Annotated in this window: 9 protein-coding genes and 2 pseudogenes; 9 read left to right on the top strand and 2 right to left on the bottom strand. The window is 43.1% G+C overall.

The features are described 5' to 3' along the window. Positions 1-39 precede the first annotated feature (39 nt). The 7 genes and pseudogenes from AC0QT4_RS00160 to glmM all read left to right on the top strand — a co-directional run bounded on the left by AC0QT4_RS00160 (position 40) and on the right by glmM (position 9,182). Complete coding sequence (locus AC0QT4_RS00160) at positions 40-765, top strand: DUF1013 domain-containing protein (protein ID WP_473199714.1); 726 nt, start codon at positions 40-42, stop codon at positions 763-765. Between the two features lie 207 nt (positions 766-972). Further along, the gene (gene pal, locus AC0QT4_RS00155; protein ID WP_473199713.1) at positions 973-1,491 is read left to right on the top strand and encodes a peptidoglycan-associated lipoprotein Pal; all 519 of its coding nucleotides are present in this window, start codon (positions 973-975) and stop codon (positions 1,489-1,491) included. Between the two features lie 27 nt (positions 1,492-1,518). Beyond that, complete coding sequence (locus AC0QT4_RS00150; protein WP_473199712.1) at positions 1,519-3,456, top strand: tol-pal system YbgF family protein; 1,938 nt, start codon at positions 1,519-1,521, stop codon at positions 3,454-3,456. Next, positions 3,431-3,871: pseudogene (gene tilS, locus AC0QT4_RS00145) on the top strand (tRNA lysidine(34) synthetase TilS); the annotation flags it as partial. The gene AC0QT4_RS00150 and the pseudogene tilS, both read left to right, overlap by 26 nt. A 165-nt stretch (positions 3,872-4,036) precedes the next feature. Continuing rightward, positions 4,037-4,969 (top strand): annotated as a pseudogene (locus AC0QT4_RS00140) (PP-loop family protein); the annotation flags it as partial. Positions 4,970-5,086: 117 nt separating this feature from the next. Then, on the top strand, positions 5,087-7,285 hold the full coding sequence (ftsH, locus tag AC0QT4_RS00135; protein ID WP_473199711.1) for an ATP-dependent zinc metalloprotease FtsH: 2,199 nt from the start codon (positions 5,087-5,089) through the stop codon (positions 7,283-7,285). Positions 7,286-7,802: 517 nt separating this feature from the next. After that, on the top strand, positions 7,803-9,182 hold the full coding sequence (gene glmM / locus AC0QT4_RS00130; RefSeq protein WP_473199710.1) for a phosphoglucosamine mutase: 1,380 nt from the start codon (positions 7,803-7,805) through the stop codon (positions 9,180-9,182). Positions 9,183-10,128: 946 nt separating this feature from the next. Here glmM and AC0QT4_RS00125 read toward each other — a convergent pair. Together AC0QT4_RS00125 and AC0QT4_RS00120 are read right to left on the bottom strand one after the other, a co-directional pair. Next, the gene (locus tag AC0QT4_RS00125; protein ID WP_473199709.1) at positions 10,129-10,572 is read right to left on the bottom strand and encodes a hypothetical protein; all 444 of its coding nucleotides are present in this window, start codon (positions 10,570-10,572) and stop codon (positions 10,129-10,131) included. Between the two features lie 3 nt (positions 10,573-10,575). Further along, positions 10,576-10,902, bottom strand: a complete 327-nt coding sequence (locus AC0QT4_RS00120) for an ElaB/YgaM/YqjD family protein (protein ID WP_473200005.1) — start codon at positions 10,900-10,902, stop codon at positions 10,576-10,578. A gap of 599 nt (positions 10,903-11,501) precedes the next feature. Between AC0QT4_RS00120 and AC0QT4_RS00115 the strand changes: the two genes are divergently transcribed. Beyond that, complete coding sequence (locus AC0QT4_RS00115; protein ID WP_473199708.1) at positions 11,502-12,359, top strand: MotA/TolQ/ExbB proton channel family protein; 858 nt, start codon at positions 11,502-11,504, stop codon at positions 12,357-12,359. Then, a complete protein-coding gene (locus tag AC0QT4_RS00110; RefSeq protein ID WP_473199707.1) occupies positions 12,356-12,946 on the top strand; it encodes a biopolymer transporter ExbD in 591 nt (196 codons plus the stop codon). The genes AC0QT4_RS00115 and AC0QT4_RS00110 overlap by 4 nt, the downstream gene beginning before the upstream one ends. Positions 12,947-12,950: the final 4 nt, after the last annotated feature.

The following is a 12,950-nucleotide window of genomic DNA, read 5'->3' as shown; positions in this document are numbered from 1 at the left end:
GAACTCCATAAAGAGGCGAAGTGAGAGGATATTATAGAGATGGCAACGCAACTTTTGATGCCCAAAGCAACAGCTGTTTGGCTGGTTGATAACACGGCTCTTTCTTTTGATCAGATTGCAGAATTTTGTAAATTGCATGTGTTAGAAGTGAAGGCTATTGCCGATGGTGAAGCGGCTCATGGTATTAAAGGTCTCAATCCCATTAATTCTGGGCAATTGACGCGCAGTGAAATTGCACGGGTGGAAGCTGATAAAAATGCGCGCTTAAAAATCTCCGAGTCTAGAGTGCGCATTCCAGAAAAAAAACGCAAAGGTGCGCGCTATATCCCTCTTTCTCGGCGACAAGATCGTCCAAATGGGATCTTATGGTTGGTGGTGAACCATCCCGAATTGAAAGATGCGCAAATTGCACGCTTGATTGGGACAACAAAGGGGACAATTGAACAAATTCGCCTTAGAACCCATTGGAATAGCGCTAATTTGGTTCCTCTCGATCCTGTAGGATTGGGGCTCTGTTCACAAATTGATTTGGATTTAGAACTCCATCGTGCCGCAAAAAATCGCCCTGTCTCAGCAGCAGAAGATCCCTCTTTGCTTCCAGCATCGGTAACAGAAAATGCTGCCATCAATCAAGGTCATGGGGACAATCAAGGGGAAGGATATGGAGACTATCATAGGGAAGAGGATCCTAACAAAAGTTTTGATGCCGATAAAGTTTTTGCAAAGCTCAATGCACTCAAGAAAAACCAGCAGGAAGACACGTAAACAAGAGGATGCGCAAAATTTAAGGGTGAGCATGGTTTTACATTCGTCTTGAAAGTCTGTGGGTGAAGAAAAACCGCAAAAATTAAAAAATGATAAGTGGTAAAAAATGAGAGAAAATTTCTTCTTCATTAGGAATTAATGATTATTCTTAAAGTGCTTTTGAAAGGAGATCTCTTTTCATTTTTATTCATTAAGGAGAATTAGTGTATGCGCTCTACCAAAAATATTAGCTTTCATCCCTTCGCTGCCCTCTTTTTGATTTCATTGGCGCTGGTTGGTTGTGGCAAAAGAAATGTCGGTGCCCCGAACAGTCTGAATAACTCTTATTTCAATGAAGCTGGTTTTAATCAAGCTCCTGCGGGTTCAGGACAGGAGTTTACCGTTAACGTTGGAGATCGCGTTTTCTTTAGTCTCGATTCTTCTTCAATTGAACCTGATGCTGAACGCATTTTAATGCGCCAAGCAGAATGGTTACTGCGTTATCCTTATCATGCTATTATGATTGAAGGCCATGCTGATGAACGTGGGACGCGTGAATATAATTTGGCACTGGGACAACGTCGTGCTGTTGCCGTGCGTGATTATTTGATTTCTCTTGGTGTGTCTGCGCAACGCATTCAAACAATTTCTTATGGAAAAGAAAGACCTGTTGCAGTGTGTGATGATATCTCCTGTTGGAACCAAAATCGTCGTGCTGTTACAACGCTTAATACCATGAACAATTAAAAATTAGATTCTTAAGGGGAGAAAATTATGTTGATATGTAGCAAAAGGAATTGGAAAACGGCTCTCTATATGTCCGTTTTTATCGCTTGTTCTGCTTCATCTGTTCAAAGTGCAGCGCGGTGGTTTTCCCAATATTCTAAAGAGGATTCTGCTACTGATGCGGTGAAGAAAGCTGGTACTGATGCTGCTGATAAGGCTATGGGTGCGGTAGAAAAGGTTGCGCCTGTTGCTGATAAAGCCGCGGATGCGGTGGAAAAGGCGGGTGCTGCTGTTGCTGATAAGGCCGTGGAAGCGGTAGAAAAGGCGGGTGCTGCTGTTGCCGATAAGGCTGCGGATGCGGTGAAGAAAGCTGATGCCGCTGCTGATAAGGCTATGGGTGCGGTGGAAAAGGCGGGTGCTGATGCTGCTGATAAAGCCGCGGATACGGTGGAAAAGGCGGGTGCTGCTGTTGCCGATAAGGCTGCGGATGCGGTAGAAAAGGCGGGTGCTGCTGATGCTGATAAGGCTATGGATGCGGTAGAAAAGGCGGGTGCTGCTGTTGCTGATAAGGCTATGGGTGCGGTAGAAAAGGCGGGTGCTGCTGTTGCCGATAAGGCTGCGGATGCGGTGGAAAAGGTTGCGCCTGTTGCTGATAAGGCTATGGATGCGATGGAAAAGGCTGCGCCTATTGCTGATAAAGCTATGGATGCGGTGAAGAAAGCTGGTGCTGATGCTGCTGATAAGGCGGTGGATGCGGTGGAAAAGGTTGGTGCTGTTGCCGATAAGGCTGCGGATGCGGTGAAGAAAGCTGATGCCGCTGCTGATAAGGCTATGGGTGCGGTGGAAAAGGCGGGTGCTGCTGTTGCTGATAAAGCCGCGGATGCGATGGAAAAGGCGGGTGCTGCTGTTGCCGATAAGGCTATGGGTGCGGTGGAAAAGGCTGCGCCTGTTGCTGATAAAGCCGCGGATGCGGTGGAAAAGGCGGATGCTGCTGTTGCTGATAAGGCTATGGGTGCGGTGGAAAAGGCTGCGCCTGTTGCTGATAAAGCTATGGGTGCGGTGAAGAAAGCTGGTGCTGATGCTGCTGATAAGGCGGTGAATGCAAATGCTACTCCTTCTTTTCAGGGAATGATTCAAAATCGAGAGTTTATTTTAGAAAATCAAAAGGCGCTGTTTAAGGATTATGATTTGGATAAACTCTTGCATAATATACGAATGGTGCTTGAGCATAACAGTTTGAAAAATGTTCAAAAGCAATTCCACCAGCTTTTTGATAAAGAAGGCTCTTCTGTGTATTCTTGTGCGTTTGAGAGCGCTGCTTTGGATGAAAACGTGCCGACTGTAAAAGAAGAAATGGTTCATAAAGGGAGTTCCACCACCACCAAAGATGTGCAGAGCAGTGTTGCTGATGGGGAGAGTCATGATCATAAAGACCCTTTACAGAAAATCTATGATCCTGTGAGAAAAATGGGTGAGCATCTGAAGGAAGTCCATAAAGATGCAAAGGAAACAGAGGATCGTTTACAGGAAAACCGTTTAGAGCAGAATCATCAAGAAGAAAAGGGTGTCGAATCACAGCAGGGTGAGGATTCCTCTCGTCTTTCTTCTAAAGCGTTGTATAAAAAAGGCTATGATTCTCTTCGTTCTGCTCACTATGTTGATGCTGAAAAGGCCTTTTGTGATTTTCAACAGCGTTATAAAAAAGATCCTTTGAGGGATGATGCTTTGTTCTGGTTAGCAGAAGCTTTGTTAGGACAAAAACGCTATCATGAAGCAGCCCAAACTTATCTCATCGCATGGCATAAAGATAAAAAGAAGCTCTATACTTCTGAAATTTTGTTGAAATTAGCATTGAGTATGGTGTCTCTTGACAAAAATGAAGAGGTTTGTGCCGTAGTAGCGAAAAAAGCAAATCATCATAAAACGTTAGAGTCTGTCTTTTGTAAACCTGTAAAAAGAAATGAGGTCGGTCACGGTGTGCATTAGCATAGCGGGAAATCTCTTTAAAACATCGGATTTTATCCAGTGTCAAAAGGTAATCCTTGCTGTCTCAGGAGGGAGTGATTCTCTCGCTTTACTGTTTTTAGTCAGAGACCATTTAAAAACGCTCTGTGTTGCTCCGGAAGTTATCGCTGTTACTGTTGATCATCAATTACGGAAAGAATCAGCTCGTGAAGCTTTAACCGTTGCAGAAATTTGCCGTACCCATCGCATTAAACATAGGATTGTGCGGTGGGAAGGCAAAAAACCAAAGACACAGATTGCGTCAAGTGCTCGTATTGCACGTTATAACCTCCTGTTTCAAGAAGCGCAAAAACAGGGTGCAGCCCTTATTATGACAGGGCATACGCTCAATGATCAGGTTGAAACCTATCAAATGCGCTCAAAACGTCTTCAGAAGGATATAGCGGAGTGGCAACAACCAGCTTTTGTTGATCGACAGGGTGGCGATTATGCGAGAGGATCTTCCGGTATTTTAGCAAGTGAAGCCTTTGATGACATGCGTGGTGGCATATTTTCTAGAGAAATTTGGGAAAAGTGTGCACAAAGGAGAGCCCTTATTGCTGATATTGCTGAAAAAAACGACGGATTGATGTCTGCGCGGGGGTTGTCTTGTATCCCACGTGAGGCATTGCTTTGTCGAGAAATACGCTTGATCCGTCCGCTCCTTGGTGTAAAGCGCGAAACTCTGCGTGCTTATTTGCGCCTCAAGGGCAAAGTTTGGATTGATGATCCAACCAATGAAGATCGCAATTTTGAACGCGTGCGTGTGCGTCAATCTCTTCAGCAGAAAAGACTCGCCGTGATTGTACAAAGGGTTCAGAATGCCGCACTTAAACGCCGTCAACAGGCAAGAATTGTTGCCGATCTCATTTTAGCTCTGGATATCGCTGTCGCCTATGGGCGTTGTTTTATTGCAAAGCCCGCGCCATTTTTACAACAACATCCAAGTTTTTCCTTTGTGGTGGGGCTCTTTGCCGTGTTGATGGGCGGGGGATTTTATTTGCTTCCTGCGCAAAAATTGATAATTCTTATGCAAAAACTCTGTTTCTCAGCATCAGAAAAGCAGCGCTTTACTTATGCTGGATCTGTCATTGAATATAACAGAAGTGGTATTGCTCTTTGGCGCGAATCTCGAAATATGAAAGAAGCTGTTGTGGAGCCTGGAAAAACTTCTCTATGGGATGGGCGCTATCAGATTACCAATCGTGGAGAAGATCCCATAAAGGTTGGAGCAGCAGATTTAAAACAGCTAAAATCTTTGTTGCAAAAAAGCAATATTGATCTTGAAAATCCCCATTTCCCCTCTTTACAATCATTGCCGATGCTCTCAAATGACAAAGGGTGCGATGTTCCAGAGTTGACTTCTCAAGTGCTTTTTCAACCAAATGTCAGCATCAAGCGGATTATGGCGCCCTTCAATTGGCTTTTATCCCGCGAAGATGCCCCTCTTGTCAATGTTGTGGAACCTTTTTTTAATCTTGAGGTGAAAAGATAAAGAAAAATCACTCTAAAAGACAATAAACATCTCCTCATACCTTGGCAAGGGACTTGCAAGGTTATATGTTAAAGGGGAATAATTTAAAATCTAGATTTGATTAAGTGTGAGCCGAATATGAATTCCAATTACCGCTCTCTCCTCATTTGGGGAGTTATTGCCTTAATTTTGATTGTGTTGTTTTCTCTCTATAATGGAGATAGCCAACGTTCTGGAGGAGGAGAGGTCTCTTATTCCGAATTTTTGAAAAAGGTTGAGAATAATGAACTGAAATCTGTAACCATTCAAGGGCAAAAGTTAACAGGACAAACCATCGAGCATAGAGTTGTTTCAACCTACGCTCCACGAGATCCAGGTTTGATCCAAAAATTGGAAAACAAAAATGTTAATGTCAAAGCTATTCCTGAGAGCTCCGGTAATAGTATTTTCCTCAATCTTCTCTTTTCCTTGTTGCCTGTGGTTATTATTGTTGGTGCGTGGGTCTTCTTTATGCGACAAATGCAAAATGGATCACGTGGGGCTATGGGATTTGGAAAATCAAAAGCAAAATTGCTCAATGAAGCGCAAGGGCGCGTGACCTTTCAAGATGTTGCTGGCGTTGAAGAAGCAAAGCAGGACCTTCAGGAAATTGTTGAATTTTTACGCGAACCACAAAAATTTCAACGTTTGGGCGGGCGTATCCCAAGGGGTGTCTTGCTTGTTGGTCCTCCAGGAACCGGTAAAACTTTGCTTGCGCGCTCTGTGGCAGGGGAAGCTAATGTGCCATTCTTTACTATTTCAGGATCCGATTTTGTCGAAATGTTCGTGGGGGTTGGTGCAAGCCGCGTGCGCGATATGTTCGAACAGGCGAAAAAAAATGCCCCCTGTATTATCTTTATCGATGAAATCGACGCCGTTGGACGCCATCGTGGTGCCGGACTAGGAGGCGGAAATGATGAACGCGAGCAAACTTTAAATCAGTTGCTTGTCGAAATGGATGGCTTTGAGCCCAATGAAAGCATTATTCTCATTGCTGCAACAAACCGTCCTGATGTGCTCGACCCTGCTTTGTTAAGACCAGGGCGCTTTGATCGGCAAGTCGTTGTACCAAATCCGGATATTTCTGGGCGTGAACAGATCTTAAAAGTGCATGTGCGCAATGTCCCTTTAGCGCCTAATGTGGATCTAAAAGTTTTGGCAAGGGGAACACCAGGGTTTTCCGGGGCTGATTTGATGAACCTTGTCAATGAGGCTGCTCTCATGGCTGCTAGCCGTAATAAAAGAGTCGTCACTATGCAAGAGTTTGAAGATGCAAAAGATAAAGTGATGATGGGGGCTGAACGGCGCTCATCCGCTATGACACAAGAAGAAAAAGAACTTACAGCTTATCACGAAGCGGGGCATGCTATCGTGGCGCTTACCGTTCCTGTTGCTGATCCTGTTCATAAAGCAACAATCGTGCCAAGGGGAAGGGCTTTGGGAATGGTGATGCAATTGCCTGAAGGGGATCGCTATTCTATGAGTTATCGCTGGATGATTTCCCGTTTGGCTATCATGATGGGGGGACGCGTCGCTGAGGAATTAAAATTCGGAAAGGAAAATATTACTTCAGGTGCTTCCTCTGATATTGAACAAGCAACAAAATTAGCGCGGGCGATGATTACACGGTGGGGATTTTCTGATCTGCTTGGGAATGTTGCCTATGGTGATAATCAAGATGAAGTCTTTTTAGGCCATTCTGTGGCACGAACACAAAATGTCTCTGAGGAAACAGCACGCATGATTGATGCTGAAGTGCGTAAGCTTATTGATGATGCTTATAAAAGTGCGACAAAAATTCTGAAAGAAAAAAAGAAAGAATGGTTCGCTCTGGCACAAGGCTTGTTGGAATATGAAACTTTAACAGGAGCGGAAATTAAAGAAGTTATTGCTGGAAAACCTCCTTCACGAACACAAAAAGAGGAAGGCAACACTCCGCGTATTTCCTCTGTGCCTAAAACTGGAACAGTTAAAGAAGAGTCTCATAGGGCAACTGCATCAACAGCAGAGAAAACAAATGCTGATGAGAGCGATGCTGAGAGAAGTGATGCCGATAAAGGAAAAGGCGGAAAGGGCGGAAAAGCAGAGACAAAAGTTGCAGCGCAAATAGCAAAGTCTCCTCGTGTTCAAGCCGATGAGTCTGGAATTAAAGGGGCGCAACCTCGTGGGGCTGAGAAAAAAACACAAAACGCAAAAACTTCCACTAAAACAGCAAGTCGCTCGAAAAGCAAAATGAGCGCTGAAAAGATACCAAATGCTAAGGAGCGTGATAAAGGAGAGCCTTCTAACGACGCTTGAGTCACGATGTTTTGGAAAGAATATTAAGTAAAATTCTTTGACGAGGGCGCGGGTAGAACTTGCGCCTTCAAAGCATGTTTAAAAATTCTGTGATCAGAGCTGTTGTAGGGCTGTCGATTTACGGTGTGTGCGGAGAGATGTGTGTTTAGGAGGGTTGCGATCTTTGTGATTGGAAACATTCTTGCGTTTGGAGGATTGTAGGCTTGTGGTTTGTGTGGTGAGGGCCGGTGTTCTAGGGTGATTGCTTTTTTAAGAAAAAATTGTGCTTTTGTTTAAAGCGGGCACTTGGGTGAGGGGAGAGCATAAGATTGCTTGATGAGCATCTCAATGCAGCATTGGTGAAGTCTATGGGGTTGGTACTGGAAGCAGAGATTTGTTCTAGGCGTTTTGTGTGTGGTGTGATTTTTTGAAAATCTAAAAATGAAGAAATGCAAAGAATGTCATCACATGAGGGGTCGTGTATCAGCGGGGGTCTGTGAGCAATGCTGGGCAAGAAGTGTGTGTAAAGGAAAAAGGGATGGCACAAAAATATTTTGGAACTGATGGAATTCGGGGAAAAGCCAATTCTTTTCCCATGACAGCAGATTTTGCCATGAAAGTGGGAATGGCTGTGGGGATATTGTTTCGCTCACAACATCAGTCGCGTCGTGTGGTGATTGGTAAGGATACGAGGTTATCTGGTTATATGTTGGAAAATGCTTTGGTTTCAGGGTTCACCGCTGCGGGAATGGAGGCCTTCTTGTTGGGGCCTGTGCCAACACCGGCGGTTGCTATGCTTTGTCGTTCTCTGCGGGCTGATCTTGGTGTGATGATCTCTGCTTCTCATAATCCCTTCTATGATAATGGAATTAAACTTTTTGGTCCTGATGGCTTTAAGCTTTCCGATGAGATGGAAGAAAAAATTGAGCAATTGATTGATACAGATCTTTCAAAATCCCTCGCTGGTTGTGCTGAAATTGGTTATGCGAAACGAGTCGAGGGCGATATTTATCGTTATATCGAATATGCAAAACGAACTTTGCCCCGTGATGTGCGTCTCGATGCTGTGCGTATCGTTGTCGATTGCGCAAATGGCGCTGCTTATAAAGCTGCTCCACGGGCTTTGTGGGAATTGGGAGCTGAGGTCTTTGCTATTAATGATACGCCAAATGGGACCAATATTAATCAAAAATGTGGATCAACCGATTTGACTTCTTTAAAAAAGAAGGTTCATGAAGTGCGGGCCGATGTGGGGATTGCTCTTGATGGTGATGGTGATCGTGTTTTGTTTGTCGATGAAAAAGCACAAACCATTGATGGAGATCAGCTGATCGCTGTGATTGCTGAACATTGGCATAAAACTGGGCGCTTACAGTGTAATGGTGTTGTCACAACAATTATGTCAAATCTTGGACTCGAGCGTTTCTTGAACAGCAAATGTTTGGATCTTGTGCGAACAAATGTTGGTGATCGTTATGTTGTCGAAGCAATGCGCGAAAGGGGATATAATGTCGGTGGTGAATCTTCTGGGCATATTGTGCTTAGTGATTTTGGCACAACTGGTGATGGGCTGGTGGCCGCTTTGCAAATCTTAGCTTGTATGCAAGAAAGCCAAACTCCCATAAGCCAATTGTGTAAACAGTTTGAGCCTGTGCCGCAAATCTTAAAAAATGTCGTGATTAAAAATAAAAATGTGTTAAAAAAAGAGCCGGTCAAAACGGCAATAGATCAAGCAACGCAACAGTTGGGAAAAGATGCACGATTGATCATCCGTGCTTCTGGAACAGAGCCGGTTATCCGCATTATGGCTGAAGGGGATGAACGAGAAGTTATAGAGGCTGTTGTTTCAGAAATGATGGATGTTATTGCACACCATGATGTGCTTTCAAAAGTCGAAGCTTCCCTTGTGAAGGCGTGAATCTCTTTATAAAATTTGTGCTACAATTAGGGAATGTTCTTGGCAAGTGACACCCTTGGTAAGCCAATATTTTTAGCAAAAAAAGAGGGTTGGCGCTTGTTTCTCAAAATGCGCTGGTGGTTTTCATGAGATTTAAAGGCAATCAATAAAAACAAGGTTGAAGAACGGGTTTGAAAACAGTCTCTTGAGAGAAAGAGGGATTTTGCAAAGGCATTGCGTAAAGAGAAGCTTCTGAAGCGGAACTTTATATGATGCTTGAAGGCAATCAATGAGAAGTTATAGAGGCTGTTGTGATAGAGAGGATCGATGTTCACTCTTCATGAGAAGCTTTTAAAAGGGGTGGAGCAGAAAATTTAACTCTTGAGAGGCATTTAGCTCTTGTGAGAGATTTGATAAGGGGGATACGTTGAAAAATCAGCTTAAGCTTTTATAGGATTGTTGAGATTTTCCTTGACTATTTTCTTGTAGAAAATTCTTAAATTATTCACGCGTGATTACGAGGGTATAAAGCATTTTACTGTTCAGAGAAAGGGATATGGTTTTTTGTTTTTATAGGGCAAGATAAGGATAATTTATTTTTTGTAATTTGAGTGAGCCCCAAAATAGCGTAAGGATCTTTCCTTTTCAGTCTTTTTCTTGTGAAGCACACAAAATCATTCGGCTTTTACGTTGTAAGTGGGGGCGTGTGGGTAAAAACTTTTAAAAAGCTATGAAATACCCATTCTGAACCGTTTTGATGGGAGAGTTTTTGCATCATTGGGGGGTAAGGAATGAGGGTGCTTGCTTGAAAAAGAGAAGGATGGTTGTGTTCAATGGTAATAAGGGGCGGGAAGGATGCATTCTTAGCGATGAATGTTGCGCTAATATTGGTAAAGGGAATAAAAAAGGTGTTTTCTCTCAAATGAGAGAAAACACCGGGGGGGATAGAAATGCACAATTGCACATCTTAATTTGAAAAGCGGTCTTTCTTATTCTTTTTCCACAGGAAATAAGTGGCAAGGCCAAGAAGCGGAACTCTCAATTTAGCAAAAGGGAGATGTTGGCTTAAAAGTGCAAGACTGGAAAGTGTTGTATCTGTCATAAGTTGATGGCGTTGCTCTTCTGATTTCTTTTGTTGTTCATAGCGCTGATAAGTTTTCAAAATGCGGCTAATAACGATCCCTAAACCCGCAAGAAAAAGCCAAATGAAAAACAGGGTACTGGCTGCTGCAAGCGGTGTCATAACCGAACATAAAGCAAGAAAACCAATAAGACAAAGAAAGAGCAACGACATAAATAAGGAAATGCCTAAAATACCGCCGCAAATTGCTTGAAGGCGTACTTGCTTGACGGTACTTTTGAGCCCGCCGCCAACAAGATGGTTTAAAAGTGGAGCGATAAACTTACGCATTGCTTAACGACGCAATAATTGAGAAAGAATAAAACCAATACCCGCTGCAAATAGAACGCTTTTATTCGGGTTTTTACGAACATATTGATTCACGGTTTGTTCAAAATCACCAATTTTCTCTTTTGCTTGAGAGAGAATGTCTTCACTGCTTCCTTTCGCTGCGTTATACAGTTGTTCGGCTTTGTCTTTGGCGGCACTCAATTTGTTTGCACCAAGATCTGCCAAGGATGAGGTGACTTCTGAAACGTCATTGCGTAACTTTTCTAAGTGTCCCTGTGGTTTTTTTTCTGTTGCCATTTTGTGATCCTCTGTTGTTTTGTTGTTTGCCATGATGCTCATTCCCTCTGTTGATTCATCATTATTCAGTTTTTGTGTGTTCATAGTGATCATTTGCTTTGGAGTAAAAATTTTCACTGCTTTTGTAACGTCGAACCGATTTTTTAGTTCCATTTGTCGTGTCATTTAAAAGCGTTTTGTATAGAATAAATTTTGCTTGCTTAGAAAAGCAGCTCTACCGGTGAAACCTTTAGAGAAAAATTTATTGGTAAAAATCTTTTGCGTGCTGCCATCTTTCTGCTTATGAAAAAAATATTTATAATATTTTCTTGCTACAGATGTTGTTTCACTTGTTGTAAGAGAAGTTTACGGGTTCAAGCGAGAAGAGCCATTTGCCTCTTCAAGTATTTTGCGCAATAAAATTATTTTTTAGATAAATTTATGTTAATTTTTGTGAAGAAAAATTTCTTGCAATAGTCCTCTTGAAAGAGTTGTTGTCTGAAATAAAACTATACTTGATTTATCAAGTTTTGTTTTTTAGAGTAAAAGCAGAGTGATATTAAAAGGGACGTGGCATTGTGGAAGGGTGGTGCTGCGGGGGGTGATGCCACAGCTGTAAGATTAAGTGAAATCCATAAGGATGTGAGAGAGAAATGGAATCTGAAACAGTCCCCTTAGAGAGTTCGTCTGCTTTGTTTGTCGTCCATGATCTTTCCCCTTTTTCTATGTTTATGGCGGCTGATTTTGTTGTAAAAACCGTTATTGTTCTTTTGTTGTTGGCATCTCTTGCCTCTTGGACCATTGCTTTTGTCAAAATTGTTGAGATCTCTTTGGCAAAACGAAGAGTGCGTCATGAACTTCAATTGATTCTTAATGCGCAAACTCTCACGCGTTTGGCTGCAAGCTTAAAAGAAAGCAAAGGCGCCGGTGTGGTCTTCCTTAAGGAAGTTCTGAAAGAAGTGTATCTTTCTACACAACAGGTTCGTTTTACCGGCTCTGAAGGGCTTGGCTCTGGTGAAAGAGCTCATGTAAGGCAAGAAGCGCCCGTTGCGTATGAAGAGCTCTTTTTCTCTGAGGACATTGATCGCTATAGTGAAGATGTACGCGGGATGAATGAGGGCGTAAAGGAAAGAGTTCATTCGATTTTGTCACGCTGCTTGTTGGCGGCAACGAGGCGTGTTGCATGTGGAAGTGCCGTTCTGGCAACGATTGGGGCAATTGCTCCCTTTGTTGGTCTTTTCGCAACTGTTTGGGGAATCATGAATTCTTTTATCGGGATTGCTCAGTCTCAAACCACACGGCTCGATGTCGTTGCTCCTGGAATTGCTGAAGCCCTCTTAGCAACAGCTATCGGGCTTTTTGTGGCTATTCCAGCCGTGGTTATGTATAATAGCCTTATGCGTGCTTTGAGTGGTTATCGCAATGATTTGGGCGATATCGCCGCTGCTCTTGAAAGGCTCTTGAGCCGTGAACTTGATAGACATCGTCAACAGAAAAGTCATAAAAAATGAAAGCGGGTTTTAATGAGAATTGGGAAACCGATGAGTGCGGGTTGCACAACGAGATTAATGTAACCCCTTTTATTGATGTTGTGTTGGTGCTGCTAATTGTTTTTATGGTTGCGGCACCTTTGGCGACATCTGTTATTCCGGTTCAACTTCCCTCTATAACGCAAGCACCCTCGGTGGTGCAACCCGATGAGCCTCTTTATGTCACTTTGCAAAAAGACCGATCTCTTTATGTGGGTAATAACCTTATTAGCCAAACAGCATTTACAGAAACTTTGTTGAAGGAAACAAAGCAAAATCGAGAGACAAAGATCTTGATCAAAGCCGATAGTGAAATCGATTATGGAGCTGTGGTCGATTTGCTTAATCAAATACGGATTGCTGGCTATACTAAAGTTGGGCTTATGGGATTGCAAAAATCTTCCAATGGTGCGGCACAAGAGGTAAAAGGAGGGGAAGTAAGTAAGACAGGAGCAGGGGCTTCTGATACGGGGGGTGAACACATGACAGATAATGCGAGAGCGGTGGTCACAAGTGATAGGGTAAATACGAACAGTTCTGTGATGGAAACAGTTCCTTCTGTAAAGTAAAAAA

The sequence above is a fragment of the Bartonella sp. EBT8 genome (assembly GCF_055796165.1).
The sequence above is the reverse complement of the archived record's forward strand: the minus strand, read 5'-3'. Positions and strand labels throughout refer to the sequence as shown.